22 protein-coding genes are annotated in these 17,012 nt (G+C 67.4%); 11 read left to right on the top strand and 11 right to left on the bottom strand.

From position 1 onward, the window contains the following. Window positions 1–80 precede the first annotated feature (80 nt). Window positions 81–641 (top strand): DUF924 family protein, encoded by a 561-nt coding sequence (locus tag ACQY8B_RS08585; protein ID WP_422086311.1) that lies wholly within the window; start codon window positions 81–83, stop codon window positions 639–641. 5 nt (window positions 642–646) lie between these two features. Here ACQY8B_RS08585 and ACQY8B_RS08580 read toward each other — a convergent pair whose 3' ends face one another. Then, window positions 647–1,570 (bottom strand): YihY/virulence factor BrkB family protein, encoded by a 924-nt coding sequence (locus tag ACQY8B_RS08580; protein ID WP_422086310.1) that lies wholly within the window; start codon window positions 1,568–1,570, stop codon window positions 647–649. Between the two features lie 86 nt (window positions 1,571–1,656). Here ACQY8B_RS08580 and ACQY8B_RS08575 point away from each other — a divergent pair, with 86 nt between their 5' ends. The 4 genes from ACQY8B_RS08575 to ACQY8B_RS08560 are packed head-to-tail and all read left to right on the top strand — an operon-like array spanning window position 1,657 to window position 4,315. Beyond that, complete coding sequence (locus ACQY8B_RS08575; protein ID WP_422086309.1) at window positions 1,657–2,223, top strand: chromate transporter; 567 nt, start codon at window positions 1,657–1,659, stop codon at window positions 2,221–2,223. Further along, entirely contained in the window at window positions 2,220–2,819 is a 600-nt protein-coding gene (locus ACQY8B_RS08570; RefSeq protein ID WP_422086308.1) for a chromate transporter, read from the top strand. Before ACQY8B_RS08575 ends, ACQY8B_RS08570 begins: the two co-directional genes overlap by 4 nt. Window positions 2,820–2,856: 37 nt before the next feature. After that, window positions 2,857–3,825 carry an aldo/keto reductase gene (locus tag ACQY8B_RS08565; RefSeq protein WP_422086307.1) on the top strand — a complete coding sequence of 323 codons (969 nt, stop codon included), beginning with the start codon at window positions 2,857–2,859 and terminating at the stop codon, window positions 3,823–3,825. A 13-nt stretch (window positions 3,826–3,838) separates the two neighbouring features. Then, window positions 3,839–4,315 carry a DUF3237 domain-containing protein gene (locus ACQY8B_RS08560; RefSeq protein WP_422086306.1) on the top strand — a complete coding sequence of 159 codons (477 nt, stop codon included), beginning with the start codon at window positions 3,839–3,841 and terminating at the stop codon, window positions 4,313–4,315. Window positions 4,316–4,322: 7 nt separating this feature from the next. Here the strand turns inward: ACQY8B_RS08560 and ACQY8B_RS08555 are convergent, their stop codons facing one another. Then, the gene (locus tag ACQY8B_RS08555) at window positions 4,323–4,844 is read right to left on the bottom strand and encodes a GNAT family N-acetyltransferase (protein WP_422086305.1); all 522 of its coding nucleotides are present in this window, start codon (window positions 4,842–4,844) and stop codon (window positions 4,323–4,325) included. 43 nt (window positions 4,845–4,887) lie between these two features. Here ACQY8B_RS08555 and ACQY8B_RS08550 point away from each other — a divergent pair, with 43 nt between their 5' ends. The 3 genes from ACQY8B_RS08550 to ACQY8B_RS08540 all read left to right on the top strand — a co-directional run bounded on the left by ACQY8B_RS08550 (window position 4,888) and on the right by ACQY8B_RS08540 (window position 7,064). Next, window positions 4,888–5,493, top strand: coding sequence for a helix-turn-helix domain-containing protein (locus tag ACQY8B_RS08550; RefSeq protein WP_422086304.1), 606 nt, complete (start codon window positions 4,888–4,890; stop codon window positions 5,491–5,493). A gap of 104 nt (window positions 5,494–5,597) precedes the next feature. After that, the gene (locus tag ACQY8B_RS08545) at window positions 5,598–5,768 is read left to right on the top strand and encodes a hypothetical protein (protein WP_237674634.1); all 171 of its coding nucleotides are present in this window, start codon (window positions 5,598–5,600) and stop codon (window positions 5,766–5,768) included. A 90-nt stretch (window positions 5,769–5,858) separates the two neighbouring features. Next, a complete protein-coding gene (locus tag ACQY8B_RS08540) occupies window positions 5,859–7,064 on the top strand; it encodes an NAD(P)/FAD-dependent oxidoreductase (protein WP_422086303.1) in 1,206 nt (401 codons plus the stop codon). 10 nt (window positions 7,065–7,074) lie between these two features. On the opposite strand, the gene rlmB is transcribed toward ACQY8B_RS08540, so the two are convergent. The 4 genes from rlmB to ACQY8B_RS08520 all read right to left on the bottom strand — a co-directional run bounded on the left by rlmB (window position 7,075) and on the right by ACQY8B_RS08520 (window position 10,188). Continuing rightward, window positions 7,075–7,821: a 23S rRNA (guanosine(2251)-2'-O)-methyltransferase RlmB gene (rlmB, locus tag ACQY8B_RS08535; protein WP_081269119.1), complete on the bottom strand. Its 747-nt coding sequence runs from the start codon at window positions 7,819–7,821 to the stop codon at window positions 7,075–7,077. A 123-nt stretch (window positions 7,822–7,944) separates the two neighbouring features. Then, window positions 7,945–8,925 carry a hypothetical protein gene (locus tag ACQY8B_RS08530; protein ID WP_422086302.1) on the bottom strand — a complete coding sequence of 327 codons (981 nt, stop codon included), beginning with the start codon at window positions 8,923–8,925 and terminating at the stop codon, window positions 7,945–7,947. A gap of 4 nt (window positions 8,926–8,929) precedes the next feature. Further along, window positions 8,930–9,409, bottom strand: coding sequence for a hypothetical protein (locus tag ACQY8B_RS08525; RefSeq protein WP_422086301.1), 480 nt, complete (start codon window positions 9,407–9,409; stop codon window positions 8,930–8,932). 68 nt (window positions 9,410–9,477) lie between these two features. Further along, a complete protein-coding gene (locus tag ACQY8B_RS08520; protein ID WP_422086300.1) occupies window positions 9,478–10,188 on the bottom strand; it encodes an ABC transporter ATP-binding protein in 711 nt (236 codons plus the stop codon). A gap of 36 nt (window positions 10,189–10,224) precedes the next feature. On the opposite strand from ACQY8B_RS08520, the gene ACQY8B_RS08515 reads away from it, so the two are divergent. Then, window positions 10,225–10,863 carry an arylesterase gene (locus tag ACQY8B_RS08515; protein WP_422086299.1) on the top strand — a complete coding sequence of 213 codons (639 nt, stop codon included), beginning with the start codon at window positions 10,225–10,227 and terminating at the stop codon, window positions 10,861–10,863. A gap of 58 nt (window positions 10,864–10,921) precedes the next feature. On the opposite strand, the gene ACQY8B_RS08510 is transcribed toward ACQY8B_RS08515, so the two are convergent. Both ACQY8B_RS08510 and ACQY8B_RS08505 read right to left on the bottom strand, forming a co-directional pair. After that, window positions 10,922–11,125 carry a hypothetical protein gene (locus ACQY8B_RS08510; RefSeq protein WP_055796387.1) on the bottom strand — a complete coding sequence of 68 codons (204 nt, stop codon included), beginning with the start codon at window positions 11,123–11,125 and terminating at the stop codon, window positions 10,922–10,924. Between the two features lie 113 nt (window positions 11,126–11,238). After that, window positions 11,239–12,432, bottom strand: a complete 1,194-nt coding sequence (locus ACQY8B_RS08505) for a PLP-dependent transferase (protein ID WP_422086298.1) — start codon at window positions 12,430–12,432, stop codon at window positions 11,239–11,241. An 87-nt stretch (window positions 12,433–12,519) separates the two neighbouring features. On the opposite strand from ACQY8B_RS08505, the gene ACQY8B_RS08500 reads away from it, so the two are divergent. Both ACQY8B_RS08500 and ACQY8B_RS08495 read left to right on the top strand, forming a co-directional pair. Next, on the top strand, window positions 12,520–13,368 hold the full coding sequence (locus tag ACQY8B_RS08500) for a helix-turn-helix domain-containing protein (RefSeq protein WP_422086297.1): 849 nt from the start codon (window positions 12,520–12,522) through the stop codon (window positions 13,366–13,368). A gap of 88 nt (window positions 13,369–13,456) precedes the next feature. Next, a complete protein-coding gene (locus ACQY8B_RS08495; protein ID WP_422086296.1) occupies window positions 13,457–13,909 on the top strand; it encodes a VOC family protein in 453 nt (150 codons plus the stop codon). Window positions 13,910–13,927: 18 nt separating this feature from the next. Here ACQY8B_RS08495 and ACQY8B_RS08490 read toward each other — a convergent pair whose 3' ends face one another. Genes ACQY8B_RS08490 through ACQY8B_RS08480 form a run of 3 tightly spaced genes read right to left on the bottom strand, consistent with a single transcriptional unit; the run spans window position 13,928 to window position 16,989 of the window. Further along, window positions 13,928–14,452 carry a phosphoribosyltransferase gene (locus tag ACQY8B_RS08490; RefSeq protein ID WP_237674647.1) on the bottom strand — a complete coding sequence of 175 codons (525 nt, stop codon included), beginning with the start codon at window positions 14,450–14,452 and terminating at the stop codon, window positions 13,928–13,930. Between the two features lie 21 nt (window positions 14,453–14,473). Continuing rightward, window positions 14,474–15,805: an adenylosuccinate synthase gene (locus tag ACQY8B_RS08485; RefSeq protein ID WP_093052185.1), complete on the bottom strand. Its 1,332-nt coding sequence runs from the start codon at window positions 15,803–15,805 to the stop codon at window positions 14,474–14,476. A 23-nt stretch (window positions 15,806–15,828) separates the two neighbouring features. Then, entirely contained in the window at window positions 15,829–16,989 is a 1,161-nt protein-coding gene (locus ACQY8B_RS08480) for an ATP phosphoribosyltransferase regulatory subunit (protein WP_422086295.1), read from the bottom strand. Window positions 16,990–17,012 lie beyond the last annotated feature (23 nt).

The raw sequence follows: 17,012 nt of genomic DNA, 5'->3' as shown, positions 1-17,012 counted from the left end.
CTTGTCGGCCATCGCCCCGACTTCCCCCGGCTCCAGACGCCTGGAACGCGGCCCGAAACGGCCTGAAAGACAATCCGGCGATGAGTTCTCCCACCCTCACCCCGCTCCCCACGGCCCGCGAAGTGGCCGACTTCTGGCGCGACGCCGGCCCTGAACGCTGGTTTGCCAAGAACGACGAATTCGACGCCGCCTTCATTGCCCGCTTTGCTGACGCCCATCAGGCCGCGGCCCGAGGCGAGCTCGATCATTGGGCGCAGGACGCCCAAGGCGCGCTGGCCCTGCTGGTGCTGCTCGACCAGTTCCCCCGCAACGCCTGGCGCAACAACCCGCACATGCTCGCCACCGACGGCAGGGCACTGGCAGTGGCCAAGAAGGCGGTGGCCGCTGGCATGGACCAGCAGGTTGCGGCCGAGCTGCGGCCTTTCTTCTACCTGCCGTTCATGCACTCCGAGGTACTGGCCGAGCAGCAGCGCTCGGTCGAACTCAATGCCACGCTGGACGCCAATACGCAGCGCTTTGCCGTGCTGCACCGCGACATCGTCGCGCGCTTCGGCCGCTTTCCGCACCGCAACAGGATGCTGGGGCGCGAGTCGACCGCGCAGGAGCAGGAGTTCCTGGACAAGGGCGGCTTCGCGGGCTGAGCCGCTCAGTTGTCGTTCTGCGCCAGCGGCACGTCGCGTGTCGGCGAGGGATTGAGCTCCGTCGCGCCCTTCTTGTCCTTCATCGATCCGTAGGTGCGCGCATAGACCCAGGTGAATTCGGCGCCCAGCAGGAAGATCTGCGCCGAGTAGTACACCCACACCAGCACCACCACCAGCGAGCCCGCCGCGCCATAGCCCGAGGCCACGCTGCTCTTGCCGATGTACAGCCCGATCAGGTGCTTGCCCACGGTGAACAGCAGCGCGGTGACCGCCGCGCCCACCCACACGTCGCGCCACTGCACCTTGGCGCGCGGCATGATCTTGTAGATCATCGCGAAGATCACCGTGACCATCCCGAAGCTGAAGACGAAGTTCACCACCTGCGCGGTGGACTCCCAGGCGCCGAACATCGGCGACCACCACTTGCCCAGCGCAGCGAGCGCCGCGCTGGCCACCAGCGAAACCATCAGCAAGAAGCCGATGCCCATGATCATGCTGAACGACAGCAGCCGCACGCGCAGCATGTTGAACAGGCCCTTGTTCTTGACGCGGGCCGGGGCGCGCCAGATGCGGTCGAGTGCGTCCTGCAGCTCGCCGAAGACGGTGGTCGCGCCGACCACCAGCAGCCCGATGCCGATGACCGTGGCCACGACGCCCTCGGTGGGTTTGTTGACCGCCTTCAGCATGCCCTGCACCGCCGCCGCGCCCTGCTCGCCCATCAGCCCCGAGAGCTGCGCGAAGATCTCGCCGCGCGCTGCCTCCTGGCCGAAGACCAGCCCGGCCACGGCGATCACGATCAGCAGCAAAGGCGCGATCGAGAACACGGTGTAGTAGGCCAGCGCGGCCCCCATGCTCGGCGCGTAGTCGTTCGACCAGGAGTTGAAGGCCTTCTTGCAGAGGTCGAAGAGTGCGCGTAGTTGCATGAGCATGGCGGTAGTTTCCCTGTGGAGGCGCCCGGGATCTTGTCAGCACGATGCCCGGCGCATTGAAAGCCTGCCTACGATAATCGCTCCACATGCACCCGTCTCCTACCGCCCAGCCGCAGTCGCCGCGCGACTTGTTCTTTTCGTTCACCTGGCTGGCGCTGCAAGGCTTCGGCGGCGTGCTGGCCATCGTGCAGCGGGAGATGGTCGAGAAAAAGAAATGGCTCACGCCCGAGCAGTTCCTCGAAGACTGGGCCGTGGCGCAGGTGATGCCCGGCCCCAACGTGATCAACCTCGCCCTGATGATCGGCGACCGCTACTTCGGACTGCGCGGCGCCCTGGCGGCGGTGGCGGGCATGCTGGCCATTCCGCTCGTCGTCATCCTCGCGCTGGCCGTGCTCTACGCGCACTACGCCGGCAATCCGCAGGTGGCGGCCGCGCTGCGCGGCATGGGCGCGGTGTCGGGCGGGCTGATCGCGGCCACCGGCATCAAGCTGGTGCCGCAGTTGCGCAAGCACCCGCTGGGCTTTGCCACCTGCCTGGGCTTCATGGCGCTGGTGTTCTGCGCCATTGCGCTGTTCAAGATCCCGCTCGGCTGGGTGCTGCTGGTGCTCGGCGGCGTGGCCTGCGTTTGGACCTGGAAGAAGATCCCGGCATGACCATCGCGATGCACTGGCACGACTGGCTCGCCCTCTTCGGGCAGTACATGCTGCTTTCGCTGCTGTCGATCAGCGGCGCCATCACCACCGTGCCCGACATGCACCGCTACCTGGTGGCACAGCACGGCTGGCTCACCGACGCGCAATTCACCTCCTCCGTGGCCATCGCGCAGGCCGCGCCCGGGCCCAACGTGCTGTTCGTGGCGCTGATGGGCTGGAACGTCGGGCTCAACGCGGGCGGCGGCATAGGCGCCGGGCCGGGGGCGTGGCTGCTGGGCTTCTTCGGGCTGCTCGTCACCATGGTCGGCATCATGCTGCCGAGCACCACCCTCACCTACGTCGCCACGCGCTGGGGCCACCGCAACCGCACCCGCCGCGAAGTGCGCGCCTTCAAGCAGGGCATGGCCCCCGTGGTGGTGGGTCTGCTGATCGCCACCGGCTGGGTGCTGGCGGCAGGAAACCATGCCGGCAATGCGCCCGCCTGGCACCTGTGGCTGCTGACCGGCGCGGCTGCGCTTATCGTCTGGCGCACGCGCATCCACCTGCTCTGGCTGCTCGGCGCCGGTGCGGTGCTGGGCGCCATCGGTTTTGTCTGACCATTTTTTCTCAACGCTTCTTCGGGAACACAAACTCATGTCGCAACTTCGCCCGCTCGGCCGCTCCGGCCTCCTGGTTTCGCCGCTCGCTTTTGGCGGCAATGTGTTCGGCTGGACCGTCGACGAGGCTGCCTCGTTCAAGCTGCTCGACGCCTGGCTCGACGCCGGCTTCAACTTCGTCGACACCGCCGACGTGTACTCGGCCTGGGTGCCGGGCCACACGGGCGGCGAATCCGAGACCATCATCGGCAAGTGGCTCAAGCAAAGCGGCAAGCGCAACCGCGTGGTGCTGGCCACCAAGGTCGGCAAGCCGATGGGCGAAGGCAAGGTGGGCCTGTCGCCCAAGTACATCCGCGAGGCGGTCGAGGCTTCGCTCAGGCGCCTGCAGACGGACCACATCGACCTCTACCAGTCGCACGACGACGATGCCAGCACGCCGCTCGAAGAATCGCTGCGCGCCTTCGACCAGCTGATCCAGGAAGGCAAGGTGCGCGCGATCGGCGCGTCGAACTACACCGCGCCTCGCCTGGCCGAGGCGCTGGACGTGTCCGAGAAGCTCGGCATCGCCCGCTACGAGAGCCTGCAGCCGCTCTACAACCTCTATGACCGCGCGGTGTTCGAAGACGCGCTGGAGCCGCTGTGCCTGAAGCGCGAGGTGGGCGTGATCAACTTCTACGCGCTGGCCGCCGGCTTCCTCACGGGCAAGTACCGCACCGAGGCCGATGCGAGCAAGAGCGCCCGCGGCGCCAACACCACCAAGAAGTACCTCAACGAACGCGGCCTGCGCATCCTCGACGCGCTCGACAAGGTGGCCCAGCAGTACAACGCCAAGCCCGGCCAGGTGGCTATCGCCTGGCAGATCGCACGCCCCGGCGTGACGGCGCCGATCGCCAGCGCCACGTCGATCGCGCAGCTCGAGGAACTCGTGGTCGCGACGCAGTTGAAGCTGGACGCGGGCACCATCGAGATGCTCGACCGCGCCAGCGCCGAGACCGCCGCGGCCTGAGGAGGCAATGGCGATGAGCCTGTTCGACTCGATCTCCGCGCCAACGCTCGAGCACTTCGCCGACCTGCGCGTCGAGGTGGGCACGCCGCAGGTGCTGGGAGGCACTCCGCGCGGGATGCGCCGCGTGGTGCCCATCACGGGTGGCGAAGCCACCGGGCACGGCTGGCGGGCGCGCGTTCTGCCGGGCGGCTGCGACTTTCAGTTGATCGTGAGCGAGACGCTCTCCGAGCTCGATGCGCGCTACGCCCTGGAGACCGACGCCGGCGACCTGATCTACGTGCAGAACCAGGCCGTGCGCTCGGCAACGCCCGAGGTCATGGCCCGGCTGCTGCGCGGCGATCCCGTCGACCCGTCGCAGGTGTACTTCCGCTGCAACCCGCGCTTCGAAACCACTTCGCCGTCGCTGAAGTGGATCAGCGAGCGCATGTTCACCGGCGCCGGCATGCGCAAGCCGTCCGAGGTGGTGATGCGCTTCTACACGCTGGCATAGAGAGCGCTCAGCCGTCGACCGGGTTCAGCGGCGTCGCCAGGATCCGCTGGTAGAAGGCCACGTCGAGCCAGCGGCCGAACTTGAAGCCGGCCTGGCGCACGGTGCCCGAATGCTCGAAGCCGAGCCGCTCGTGCAGCGCGATGCTGCCGGCATTGGCGGCATCGATGGCGCCGACCATCACGTGCACGTCGCGCGCAATGGCTTCGGCAATGATCGCCTCCATCAGCGTGCGGCCCAGGCCCGCGCCGCGGTGGGCGCTGTCGACGTACACCGAATGCTCGACCGTGTACTTGTAGGCGGGGAAGGCACGGAACGCGCCATAGCTTGCGAAGCCCAGCAGCTTGCCGCCGTCGTCCACCGCACCGATCACCGGGAAGCCGTTCGCGCGCTTGGTGGCGAACCAGGCAACCATGTTCTCCGGCGTGCGCGGCTTGTAGTCGTACAGCGCAGTCGAGGTGACGATGGCTTCGTTGAGGATGGCAAGAATCGCCGCTGCGTGCGCTTCTTCGGTACAGGGGATGAGCCTCATGATGTTCCTTGAATCGTCCAATATAAGAGAATAATAATCTCATATGGGAAACACTTCATCCACCTCCGGCGCTTCTTCTGCAGAAGGCGCCGCCGATAGCATCGACACCCTCATCGCCTCGCGGCTGCTGGCGCTGCGGCAGGCGCGGGCACTCAGCCTTGCCGAACTGGCCGAGCTGTCGGGGGTCAGCAAGGCCATGATCTCGAAGGTGGAGCGCGCGCAGAGCAGCCCTACGGCAGCGTTGCTGGGCAAGCTTGCTGCGGGGCTGGGCGTGCCGCTGGCGCAGCTACTGACTGAGGACAAAGACAGCCCCCAACGCCTGCGCACGCGGGCCGGGCAGCACGTCTGGCGAGATCCCGAAGCAGGCTACATCCGGCGCCAGGTGGCCGAAAGGCAGGCAGGCAGCGGTGTCGAACTGGTCGAGGTCGAGCTGCCGCGTTCGGCGCAGGTCAGCTATCCGCGGTGGAGCGGCAAGCCGTACCGGCAGTGCCTGTGGATGCTCGAAGGTGCGCTTCGCGTGGACTACGGCGACGAACGCTTCGAGCTTGCGCCGGGCGACTGTCTCGACTTCGGTGTGGACCGGCCGCTGGTGTTCAAGGCGCTGGGGCGAAGCGCCTGCCGCTATCTGCTGGTGGCGAGCCCGTCCTAGCCGCCCGGTAGGCTCGCTCCCACACGGACAAGCGGCGCGAGCCGCCGCGGGGCCACGCCTGCGCCGGGATACTGCAACGCATCTCAGCTTCCGGAGGAACGACGATGTCCTTTGCGCTCTACATGATCGGGTTTCTGATCTTCCTTGGCGGCCTTGTCTGGGGTGCCACGGTGGTGGGCGTGCCCACGCTCTACATCGGCATCGGTGCGACGATCCTGCTCGGGATCGGCATCTTCAGCGCGGTCGGCCGCACGCGCGGCAAGGACCCGTCCTGAGTTCACACAGGCTTCACGCCGCGCGCACAAGGGCTGGCTAACTTCGCATGCGCGCCGCAGACCGCGGTGCGCATCGAACACCGCCAGCCCATGTCATCTTCTTCCTCGAGTTTCTTCGCCCCCCTCGATTCGTCCTTGATCACACCGCCGCATGCGGTGCCGATTTCATCGGCCGGCAGCGGCGCGGCGGGCATCAAGGTCGATCTTCTCGTGGTGGGTGCGAGCTTTGCCGGACTGGCCTGCGCCCGCGCCGCAGCCCTCGCAGGACTCAGCGTGATGGTGCTCGAGAAGAAAGCCAGCGCCGGCAGCAAGCTCCACACCACCGGCATCATCGTCAAGGACGCGGTCGACAGCGTGCCATGGCTGGCCGAGGTGCCGCCCGCGCTGGTGCGCCGCATCGAGGGTGTTCGGCTCTATGCGCCCAACATGCGGCATGTCGACCTGCACGCGCCGGGCTACTGGTTCTGGGCCACCGACGCACCCGCGCTGCTCGACTGGATGGTGGACTCGGCGCGGGCTTGCGGTGTCGACGTGCGGCTGGGCACGCTGTTCGAGCAGGCGCTGTGGATCAACGGGCGCTGGGAGGTGCCGGTCACGCATGGCCCCTGCATCACGGCCACGTACCTCGTGGGCGCGGACGGTCCGCATTCGCGCGTGGCCAAGGCACTGGGCCTGTCGCGCAATACGCGCTTCCTGTACGGCGTGGAGCATGAATACCAGGGTGCGCGCATGGCGCCCGACCTGCTGCACTGCTTCATCGACCGCAAGCTGGCGCCCGGCTACATCGGCTGGGCGCTCGACGGTGTCGGCGTGAGCCAGATAGGGCTGGCGCGCCGCGTGGTGCCCGGCGGCACACAGGCTCTGCGGCTCGATCCGCTGCTGGACAAGATCGCCTCGGTCGTGTCGCCGGGCGATTCGCCGCCCGTCGCGGTGCGCGCCGGCATGATCCCGTGCGGGGGCGTGCTGCCGAGGGTTGCGCGGGAACGGGCGCTGCTGGTGGGCGACGCGGCGGGCATGGTGTCGCCGGTGACCGCGGGCGGCATCCACACCGCGCTGCAGCACGGCGAGCGTGCGGGCGAGGCGGTGGCGCGATTCGTGCGAAAAGAGGCCGACGATCCGGCCAACTGGTTCGTGCGCAGCTACCCGAGCTTCCTGCTCAAGCGCACGCTGCGCTGGGCCTTCGACAATTTCCAGAGCGACTGGATGTTCAACCACCTGCTGGGCACGCCGCAGATGCGGCGCGTGGCGGAACTCATCTACTTCCACCGAAAGGGAGGACCGCCGCCCCAGGCTTAGGAAACGGCGCTCAGGCGCCGCGCTGCCGCATAGCTTCGTAGAGGCATACGCCGCTGGCCACCGAGACGTTCAGGCTCTCGACGGCGCCCGCCATCGGAATGCTCACGAGCTCGTCGCAGGTCTTGCGCGTGAGCTGGCGCATGCCCTCGCCCTCCGCGCCCAGCACCAGCGCCAGCGGGCGCTTGAAGTCGCTCTGGTAGATCGTGCCCGGCGCATCGTCGCTGGTGCCCACGCACCAGATGCTGCGCTCCTTGAGTTCGTTCAGCGTGCGTGCAAGGTTCGTCACCATGAAGTACGGCACCGTTTCCGCGGCGCCGCTCGCCACCTTGGCGACTGTGGCGTTGATGCCGGCTGCATGGTCCTTGGGCGCGATGACCGCATGCGCGCCGGCGCCGTCGGCCACGCGCAGGCAGGCGCCGAGGTTGTGCGGATCGGTCACGCCGTCGAGCACCAGCAGCAGCGGCACGGTGCCGGCCTCTTCGAGGCCTTCGAGCAACTCGTCGAGCGAATGGACCTGGGCCACGGGTTCGACCCGCGCCACCACGCCCTGGTGACCGTGGCTGCCGCTGAGCTTGGACAACCGCAGGCCGTCGGCCTCGACCAGCCGGACACCGGCTTCTTGCGCACGCGCAATGAACTGTTTCATGCGCGCATCGCGCCGGCTGGCGTCGAACATCACTTCGAGCACCGATTTAGGCGCGGTCTTGATGCGCACGCCCACGGCATGGAAGCCGAAAATCACTTTGGGGGAAGACATCCCCCGATTATCCCTACCCCCAGGCTTGCCCACTTCGTGTGGCCTCCTCCCCCCTGGAAGGGGGCAACACCGGCGGCCCGGCAAAGCCGGTTCCGCGGTGTTCCACGAAGGTGCCCCGCTCCGTCAGGCGAGGGGTAAACCGCTGGTTGCGCGGGTGCGCTCGTCGTGCAGTTGCTGCACCGCCAGTGCGTTCGGATGCACCTTCTCGCTGTTGCCCACGGCCTCCAGGAACTGGCAGGCGGCATGGCCTTCGGCGGCTTTTTCGTAGCGGGCGATCCAGGCGTCGCGCACGGGCAGCTTGTCGGGCGCCACCGGCCAAACGCCGGGCCGGGGCCGCATCGGGTCGCCGATGCCGATGCGCCAGGGCTTGGCGCTCAGGCGGGCGCGAAAGCAGTTCTGGTTGCGGCACATGCGCGCGTAGACCTTGTCGACGCCCAGCAGCTGGAAGCAATCGGCTACCGCGTTGTCGGAGGGCTTGAAGACATCGTGCATGGCGAGAACGCGAAAGCCGGCCGGCGTGCGGTAGATGCGCAGGTGCCAGTCGGGGTGCTGGTGCATGAAGCGTCCGATGCGCTCGGCCGCCTGCTTTTCGGGCGAAGGGTTGCCGCTGGGCTCGCCGCGCTTCTTGCGCTGGCCGATGACCCAGGCCACGGCAAACACCACGATGCCCGCGATCAGCCCGCCGAGCCAGGTCTTGGCGGCCCAGCCGCCGATTACCCCCGCAATCAGCGCCGGCACCAGCGCGAAGCCGAACACGCTGCCACGCAGCGGCTCCTCGAAATCGACGTCGACGAACAGCACGTCGGGCGTGTTGAGGCAGCGCGCGCCGTAGCTGTTGCGCGTGACCACGGTGTCGCCCTGCCGCTCGACGATTTCCTCGCGGATCGGCACGCCGTCGGCGCCGTTGTAGGCGCGCTTGAGTTCGCGGCGATCGAGCTTCTCGCCGGCCGCGATGCGGTCGAAGGCCTCGCGGGCACGCTGGTCGGCATGCGCCTGTGCTGCCACCGGGCTGTCGTCGGACCAGCCGTGCCGGCGAACGGTTATTTGCTTGCCGGCCACGCGCTCCTGGACGCGGCCTTCGGCCCAGAACTGGGGAACGATCATCGGGTTAAAGCTCTTTTCCGAATAGCAGCCAGACCATCAGCATGGCCAGCACGATGACGGTAACCGGCAGCCAGTTGTAGCTGCCGGTCGGCATGCGGCCCGGCTCGTCGACCACGGGGCGGCGAGGTATTTCGGACGGCAGGTGGCCGAAGGCGCCGACCGGCGGGTTTTCGTGGTTCTCGACCAGCCGCTTCGCGGCCGCGAGGCTCAGGCCGGTGGCTTCGCGCGTGAGCCGAACGGCCTCGACCTTGTTGCCTTGCGCCAGCGCGGTCAGCGCTGTGGACGGCATCGATGCGAAGCCGCGATCCTGTGCTGCAACGTCAGGCGAACGGCGGTCGGGATCCCCCATCCAGGCGGCATAGCGCTCGACTGCATCCTTTGCCGACCGGAGATCCATGCCGGTGCTGTCACGCACGATCTTGATGGCTTCGATCAGCCTGCCACGCCGCAGCGCCGCAATGGCGTCCGGTGGTAGGTCGTCCATGAGGGATCTTGCTCCTGGTTATATCTGCTATCTATATTTGCTATCCGTTTGATAGCTTACCGCGCTTGTCAGCCGGGCGCTACGGCAGCTTTTTCATTACCTGCGACTCGCCCGGCCTCGATCGTGATCCGGCGTTCGCACCGATCGGCGATGCCGCGGTCGTGCGTAACGAGCACGAGCGTGGTGCCCAGTTCGCGGTTGAGGTCGAACATCAGCTTCATGACCTGCTCGCCGGTAGCGAAGTCCAGGCTGCCGGTGGGCTCGTCGGCCAGCAGCAGCGAAGGCTGCACGACGAAGGCCCGCGCCAGCGCCACGCGCTGCTGCTCGCCGCCCGAGAGCACCTTCGGGTAGTGCCCCAGCCGCTGGCCCAGCCCGACGCGGCCCAGCATCTCGGTGGCGGCCTTGCGGGCGTCCTTGCGGTCGGCCAGCTCCAGCGGAAGCATGACGTTCTCGAGCGCGCTGAGGTTGCCCAGCAACTGGAAGCTCTGGAACACGAAACCCACGCGCTTCGCGCGCACGGCGGCGCGCTCGTCCTCGTCGATGGCGAACAGGTCGTCGCCCGCGAGCCTGACGGTGCCGCGCGTGGGGGTGTCCAGCCCCGCGATGATCGACAGCAAGGTGCTCTTGCCCGAACCCGAGGCGCCGACGATGGCCGCGGTTTCCCGCGCGCCGAGGGTGAAATGGATGTCCTGCAGAATGTCCAGCGTGCCGGCCGAGTCGGTCACGGACTTGAAGACATGCTCGACGGCGACAATGGCATCAGACGGGGGTTGGGACATGGAAAGGCTTTGGTTTTGAATCGACGTGACTTTATCTTGACCACCGCCGCGCTCGGCAGCGCGGGGACATGGACGACGGCAGCGCATGCCCAGGCTCCGGCCTCCGCGGCTGGCAAGCCGGTGATCCTGGTGCTGGGCGATTCGCTGAGTGCAGAGTACGGGCTCAAGCGCGGCGAAGGCTGGGTACCCTTGCTGGAGAAAAGGCTTGCGCAGCAGAAGATCGCGGCCACCGTGGTCAACGCCAGCATCAGCGGCGACACCAGCTCCGGCGGCCGCGCCCGCTTTCCGTCGCTGCTCACGCAGCACAAGCCCAGCCTCGTGGTGCTGGAACTCGGCGCCAACGATGCCCTGCGCGGCCTGCCGCTGGCCGACACCGAAAGCAACCTGCTGCAGATCACCAAGGCCGCACAGGCTGCCGGCGCCAAGGTGCTGATCGTCGGCATCCAGGTGCCGCCCAACTACGGCGGCGACTACACGCGGCGCTTCGAGGCGGTGTTCTCGAAGGTGGCCGGCGCCACCCGGTCGGCACTCGTGCCCTTCCTGCTCAAGGGCGTGGCGGACGCGCCGGACGCGCTCTCGCTGTTCCAGGCCGACCGCATCCATCCGACGGCGGCGGCGCAGCCGCAGTTGCTCGACAACGTCTGGCCCGAACTGCGCAAGCTGCTGCCCAAATGAAAAAACCACCACGGGCGCAAGCCTGTGGCGGTTTTCATGGAGGAACGCCAGAAACGGATCAACCGTTCTTGGTGGGCAACTCGGGCACCGTGGGGGGATCGCGTTCAAGCGAAGCCACGTCGGTCTCCGGGTCTCCAGGAGCCAGTCCGTCGCTGCTCGGGCTGAGTTTGCGATTCGCCTTTTCCCGGAGCTTTTCTTCCTTCTTCTTCTTCTTGGCCAGCTCTTTCTGGCGCTTCTCGTAGCCGTAATTTGGTGTTGCCACTGCTTCTCCTTGGGCGAGGCAGTCAGGGTGACTGCGCGTGGCCTACTGTAAGCGATAACGGTGCAGTCTCAAGAGCCCCCCACGGCGGCCCTCAAGGCGGTCGATTCGCTTTCTTACATCCGTGCCAGCGCCTGTTGCAGATCGGCCCGCAGATCGTCCACGTCTTCCAGGCCGATCGAAAAGCGAACGAGCGTGCCCTTGTGGGGCCAGCGCGCCACGCTGGCGTCGCGCATCAGGCCGATGTCGTAGGGCACCACCAGGCTGATCGGCCCGCCCCACGAATAGCCGAGCCGGAACAGCTTCAGGCTGTCGCAGAAGCGGTCGACCTGCTCGGTGCGGAAGCGCTCGTCGAACACCACGGAGAACAGGCCCGCCGCCAGGCCGGTTTCGCCGCACAGGGCACGCCAGTGAACATGGCCCGGCGAATCTTCGAGCGCCGGGTGCAGCACCTGCGCGATTTCTTCGCAGCCATTGAGCCATCCCGCCAACTCGCGCGCCGCGCGGTCGTGCGCCGCATAGCGCAACCCGATGCTGGGCAGCGAGCGCAGCAGCGTCTCGACGTCGCCCACGCCGATGCCGAAGCCCATGCGCATGTGGGTGAGCTTGAGGGCGCGGTGCAGGCGCTCGTCGCGCGTGACCACGCTGCCCATCAGCACGTCGCCGCCGCCGCTCGGGTACTTGGTCAGCGCATGCACGGAGATGTCTACGCCCTGCCCCGTGCCGTTGAAATCGAAGGGCGCGAAGGCCAGGCCGGCGCCCCAGGTGTTGTCTAGCGCCGTCATCACGCCGCGCGCGCGGCAGACCTCCACCAGCGCGGGCAGATCGGGGAATTCCATCGTCACCGAACCGGCCGCCTCGACCCACACCAGCCGCGTGCGGGACGACAGCTTGGCCTCGAGGTCGGACGGATCCATCGCGTCGTACAGGCGGTGAGTGATGCCGAAGTTGGCGAGCTCGCCGGTGGCCAGCGCCTTGTTGGGGCCGTAGGCGTTGTCGGGGATCAGCACTTCATCGCCGGTCTTCAGGAAGGCGAACGCGACCAGCGAGATCGCGGCCAGGCCGCTGGGCACCAGCAGGCACTCGGTACCGCCTTCGAGCGTGGCCAGGCGCTCCTCGAGCGTGAAGGTGGTGGGCGTGCCGTGCAGGCCGTAGGTATAGCCGGCCTTGGTCTTCCAGTCGCGCGCGCGCATCGCCGCCACGTCGGCGAAAAACACCGTCGAGGCCTTGAACACGCCGGGCTGCGGCGCGGCGAAGGGGTCGGGGGGTGTGTAAGGGTGGTGGATCAGGGTCGTGGAAAGCTTGCTCATGAGTGAATCCTAGCGCGGCGTTCGCGCGCCCTGCTCGCGCCTGGGCCCGATTGCGCTGCGAAGTGGCTCGACGGACACTCTCCGCACATGCAACTGACCCGCCTTCCCGCACCTCAGCTGCGGCCCTTCGTGCGGCTGCTGTGGGCCTCCGCGCCCGACGGGGCGCCGCGCGAACGGCCGGGAGCGCGCGAACATGTGCTGCCCACGGGCGGCATGCACCTGGTGTTCCGGCTTTCCGGGCCGCCGCTGCGGCTGTTCCGGGACGGCGCGGATGCACAGGGCTACACCGTGGGCCATGCGATGGTGGGCGGCACACGCTCGGCCTTCTTCGTGCGCGACGTTTCGCTGCAGACGCGCTCGGTCGGCATCATGCTGCGGCCGGGCGCGGCGAAGGCGCTGCTCGGCGCCCCGGAAGACGCACTGGCCGGCCGCCACACACCGCTGGAGGCACTCTGGGGCACGGCGGCCGGCTTTGCGCTGGAACAGCTTCACGCCGCCGAATCGCCTGCGCGGCAACTGGAAATTGTCGATGCGTTACTGAGCGCGCGGCTCGCCGCTTCCACAGCGCATCGCCTGCATCCCGCAGTGGCGCAGGCGCTGGCCAGCATGGCTGGCTGGAACGCCCACGACGAAGGTACGCAAGCCGGTGCGATCCACCAGTTGGTAGCGCAAAGCGGCTACAGCCACCGGCGTTTCATTGTGCTTTTTCGCGGCATGACCGGCCTGGCGCCCAAGCAGTACGCACGCATGCTTCGCTTCGACAACGTCCTCGGGCGATTCGCGACCGAACCCGAGCAGCCCTGGGCCGATCTGGCGCTGGATGCCGGCTACAGCGACCAGGCGCATTTCAACCGCGACTTCCTCGCGATCGCCGGCATGTCGCCGCAGGCCTACCGGCGCGCGGGACCGAAGTCGTCGCGCCACGTGACGGTCTGAGCGGCTGCCAGCAGGTCAAATTTCTTCAAGACGTGAAACGGGTCGGGAACCAGAATCGCGCTCATCCAACATCTGACGGACGAACATCATGGCCATCCACGAACTCTTCCCCTACATCTGCGTCCACGACGCGGCCGCCGCCATCGACTTCTATTGCAAGGTCTTCGAGGTGAAGGAGATCTTCCGGCTGACCGAGCCCAGCGGGCGCATCGGTCATGCCGAGCTGGACTTCCAAAACGGCGTCATCCTGATGCTCTCGGACGAATTCGCCGAGTTCAACATCCACAGCGCGAAGACACTGGGCGGCACCGCGGTCACGCTGCACCTGCATGTGGACGATGCCGACACGGTCGTGGCGCGCGCGGTCGCGGCTGGCGCCACGCTGGACATGGCGCCGCAAGATCAGTTTTATGGGGAGCGTTCCGGCGTCTTTCGCGACCCCTTCGGCCATCGCTGGAACGTGGGGCACAGCATCGAGAAGCTGACGCCGGAAGAAATGCAGCGGCGCTACACCGCGATGCTGCTCAACCCCGCCGGGTGAACCGGCGGGACTGGGTCATCAGACCGACCACTTCTCGATGAGCTTCTCGGCGCCCATGGAGTCGTAGCCTTCGAAGGGCTGATGAATCCACGGGTTGGTAGCCAGGAACTCCACCTGGTAGTCGGGCGTGAAGGTCGACAGCGCCTTGGTCCAGATCACGGCGCTGCGCAGCTCGGTGATGGGCGGGTAGTTGTTGCGCAGCATGTCCATCACGGCGTGCAGCGTGTGGCCCGAGTCGGCCAGGTCGTCCACCAGCAGCACCTTGCCGGCGATTTCGCCCTTGGGGGTGGTGATGAAGCGGGCGATGTCCAGGTGGCCCTGCACCGTGCCCGCATCGGCGCGGTACGAGCTGGTCGACATGATCGCCAGCGGCTTGTCGAAGATGCGCGAGAGCACGTCGCCGGGGCGCATGCCGCCGCGTGCCAGGCAGAGGATGGTGTCGAACTGCCAGCCCGACTGATGCACCTTGATCGCGAGCTTCTCGATCAGGTTGTGGTACTCGTCGTAGCTGACGTAGAGATGCTTGCCGTCTTCGGTCAACATGGTTCTTCTTTTCCTCTGTTTTCAGTCGGCCAGGTAGGGGTGGCGCATCATGATCGTGTGGTCGCGATCGGGACTGGTCGACACCATGTGGATCGGCACGCCGGTGACCTGCTCGATGCGCTGCAGGTACAGCCGCGCATTGATCGGCAGCTTGTCGTACTGCGTGACACCCACGGTGCTTTCGCTCCAGCCTTCGAGGGTCTCGTAGATCGGCGTGCAGCGCTCGATCTCGTCGGCGCCCATCGGCAGGATGTCGGTGATCTCGCCGTCGAGTTCATAGCCGGTGCACAGTTCGAGCTTCTCGAGGCCGTCCAGCACGTCGAGCTTGGTGATGCACAGGCCCGACAGGCCGTTGACCTGCGCCGAGCGCTTGAGCAGTGCGGCGTCGAACCAGCCGCAACGGCGGCTGCGGCCTGTGGTCACGCCCTTTTCGGCGCCCACGGTGCTCATGTGATAGCCGGGGGTGCCGGGCGTGGCCCAGTCGAGCTCGGTGGGGAACGGCCCGCCGCCAACGCGTGTGCAGTAGGCCTTGGTGATGCCCAGGATGTAGTGCAGCATGCCCGGGCCCACCCCCGAACCGGCGGCGGCGTTGCCGGCCACGCAGTTGCTCGAGGTGACGTACGGGTAGGTGCCGTGGTCCACGTCGAGCAGCGTGCCCTGTGCGCCTTCGAACAGCAGGTTGGCGCCGTTCCTGTGCGCATCGTTCAGCTCGCGCGAGACGTCGGCCATCATGGGCTTGAGCAGCTCGGCGTGCTTCATCGCTTCGTTGAAGACTTCGTCGAAGTCGATGGCCGGTGCGCTCAGCACCTGCGTCAGCACATGGTTGTGCAGGTCGAGCAGCACGCGCAGCTTGGCCGCGAAACGCTCTGGGTGCTTCAGGTCCTGCACGCGCAGGGCGCGGCGGGCGATCTTGTCTTCATAGGCCGGGCCGATGCCGCGGCCGGTGGTGCCGATCTTCTCGATGCCGCCCTTTTCGCGGTAGGCCTCGCGCGCGATGTCCAGCGCGGCATGGAACGGCAGGATCAGCGGGCAGGCCTCGCTGATGCGCAGGCGCGAACGCACTTCGACGCCGGCCTTCTCCAGCCCTTCGATTTCCTCGAAGAGCTTGGCAGCCGACAGCACCACGCCGTTGCCGATGTAGCACTTGACGCCGGGCCGCATGATGCCGCTCGGGATCAGGTGCAACGCGGTTTTCACACCGTTGATGACCAGCGTGTGGCCCGCGTTGTGGCCGCCCTGGAAGCGGACCACGCCCTGGGCGCTTTCGGTCAGCCAGTCGACCAGCTTGCCTTTGCCCTCGTCGCCCCATTGGGTGCCGACGACGACCACGTTTCTTCCGGTGGTTACGCTCATGCTCGTTCCATTACTTCAAAAATTCAGATCGTTCGGACACTCCACTGGCCTGCTTGCTCGACGAGCTCGCGGTCGCAGTGGAATTCATCGATTTCGCTGCCATGGCCCGGCAGCACGCAGACTACCGTTTCACCGGACTTGCGCAATTGGGCAATTGCCTGACGCAGGCCGGCCGCATCGCTCCAGGGCGCGCGGATGGCGGCGCGCAGCGGACGGGCCGGCAGCACGCCGACCAGTTCGCGCACGTCGAGGCTGAAGCCGACGGCCGGACGGTTGCGGCCGAACACGGCCCCCACTTCGTCGTAGCGGCCGCCTCGCACCAGCGAATCGGCCGCACCGGGCACGTAGATGCCGAAGCGCATGCCGCTGTAGTACGCATAGCCGCGCAGGTCGGCCAGGTCGAAACTGATCTGGCGGCCGGCAACGCCGTCCAGGCCGGCAGCGAGCTGCTTGAGGTCGGCAAGCGCCGCGCCCACGGCGGGCGTGTCCTTGAGGGCCTTCGCGGCCTCGTCGAGCACGGAGGCGTCGCCGTAGAGCCCGATCAGGGCGCGCAGCCCGTCGCGCGAGGCGGCGGGGAAATCCTTGGTGAGCGCGGCCAGTTCGCTTGCGTCCTTGGCGGCCAGCGCGGCATGCACCCGGGCCAGCACCGCGGCATCGACCGGCACACCGGCAAACAGCGCACGCACGATGCGGGCATCGGCCAGGTCGACGATCACGCCTTCGCGCAGGCCGGCGGCATCGAGGCAGTCGAGTGCGAGCAGCAGGGTCTCGGTGTCGGCCTCGAGGCCGGCGTGGCCGTAGATCTCGGCGCCGAACTGCAGCGGCTCACGGGTGGCATGCGGCCGATCCGGGCGGGTGTGGAGCACCGGGCCGCAGTAGCACAGGCGGGCCACGCCGTCGCGGTTCAGCAGGTGGGCATCGATGCGCGCCACCTGGGGGGTGGTGTCGGCGCGAAGGCCCATGCTGCGGCCGGAAAGCTGGTCGACAAGCTTGAAGGTTTGGAGGTCAAGCGCTTCGCCGGTGCCCGAAAGCAGCGACTCCAGGTGCTCGAGCAGCGGCGGCATCACCAGCTCGTAGCCGTAGCCACGGGCGGTATCGAGCAGCTGGCGTCGAAGTTCTTCGATGTGGCGCGCCTCGGAAGGCAGCACATCGGCAATGTGATCCGGGAGGACCCAAGCGGACATGGGGATCGGGGGCGTGGTTAAAC

The organism is Variovorax sp. (genome assembly GCF_965279555.1).
In the GTDB taxonomy this organism is placed as follows: domain Bacteria; phylum Pseudomonadota; class Gammaproteobacteria; order Burkholderiales; family Burkholderiaceae_C; genus Variovorax.
This window is presented reverse-complemented; position numbering and strand designations above follow the sequence as displayed.

Bases quoted from the DNA above. Each gene is read 5' to 3' on its own strand.
- ACQY8B_RS08585 (WP_422086311.1), top strand. From the start codon at position 81: ATGAGTTCTCCCACCCTCACCCCGCTCCCCACGGCCCGCGAAGTGGCC.
- ACQY8B_RS08580 (WP_422086310.1), bottom strand. From the start codon at position 1,570: ATGCTCATGCAACTACGCGCACTCTTCGACCTCTGCAAGAAGGCCTTC.
- ACQY8B_RS08575 (WP_422086309.1), top strand. From the start codon at position 1,657: ATGCACCCGTCTCCTACCGCCCAGCCGCAGTCGCCGCGCGACTTGTTC.
- ACQY8B_RS08570 (WP_422086308.1), top strand. From the start codon at position 2,220: ATGACCATCGCGATGCACTGGCACGACTGGCTCGCCCTCTTCGGGCAG.
- ACQY8B_RS08565 (WP_422086307.1), top strand. From the start codon at position 2,857: ATGTCGCAACTTCGCCCGCTCGGCCGCTCCGGCCTCCTGGTTTCGCCG.
- ACQY8B_RS08560 (WP_422086306.1), top strand. From the start codon at position 3,839: ATGAGCCTGTTCGACTCGATCTCCGCGCCAACGCTCGAGCACTTCGCC.
- ACQY8B_RS08555 (WP_422086305.1), bottom strand. From the start codon at position 4,844: ATGAGGCTCATCCCCTGTACCGAAGAAGCGCACGCAGCGGCGATTCTT.
- ACQY8B_RS08550 (WP_422086304.1), top strand. From the start codon at position 4,888: ATGGGAAACACTTCATCCACCTCCGGCGCTTCTTCTGCAGAAGGCGCC.
- ACQY8B_RS08545 (WP_237674634.1), top strand. From the start codon at position 5,598: ATGTCCTTTGCGCTCTACATGATCGGGTTTCTGATCTTCCTTGGCGGC.
- ACQY8B_RS08540 (WP_422086303.1), top strand. From the start codon at position 5,859: ATGTCATCTTCTTCCTCGAGTTTCTTCGCCCCCCTCGATTCGTCCTTG.
- rlmB (WP_081269119.1), bottom strand. From the start codon at position 7,821: ATGTCTTCCCCCAAAGTGATTTTCGGCTTCCATGCCGTGGGCGTGCGC.
- ACQY8B_RS08530 (WP_422086302.1), bottom strand. From the start codon at position 8,925: ATGATCGTTCCCCAGTTCTGGGCCGAAGGCCGCGTCCAGGAGCGCGTG.
- ACQY8B_RS08525 (WP_422086301.1), bottom strand. From the start codon at position 9,409: ATGGACGACCTACCACCGGACGCCATTGCGGCGCTGCGGCGTGGCAGG.
- ACQY8B_RS08520 (WP_422086300.1), bottom strand. From the start codon at position 10,188: ATGTCCCAACCCCCGTCTGATGCCATTGTCGCCGTCGAGCATGTCTTC.
- ACQY8B_RS08505 (WP_422086298.1), bottom strand. From the start codon at position 12,432: ATGAGCAAGCTTTCCACGACCCTGATCCACCACCCTTACACACCCCCC.
- ACQY8B_RS08500 (WP_422086297.1), top strand. From the start codon at position 12,520: ATGCAACTGACCCGCCTTCCCGCACCTCAGCTGCGGCCCTTCGTGCGG.
- ACQY8B_RS08495 (WP_422086296.1), top strand. From the start codon at position 13,457: ATGGCCATCCACGAACTCTTCCCCTACATCTGCGTCCACGACGCGGCC.
- ACQY8B_RS08490 (WP_237674647.1), bottom strand. From the start codon at position 14,452: ATGTTGACCGAAGACGGCAAGCATCTCTACGTCAGCTACGACGAGTAC.
- ACQY8B_RS08485 (WP_093052185.1), bottom strand. From the start codon at position 15,805: ATGAGCGTAACCACCGGAAGAAACGTGGTCGTCGTCGGCACCCAATGG.
- ACQY8B_RS08480 (WP_422086295.1), bottom strand. From the start codon at position 16,989: ATGTCCGCTTGGGTCCTCCCGGATCACATTGCCGATGTGCTGCCTTCC.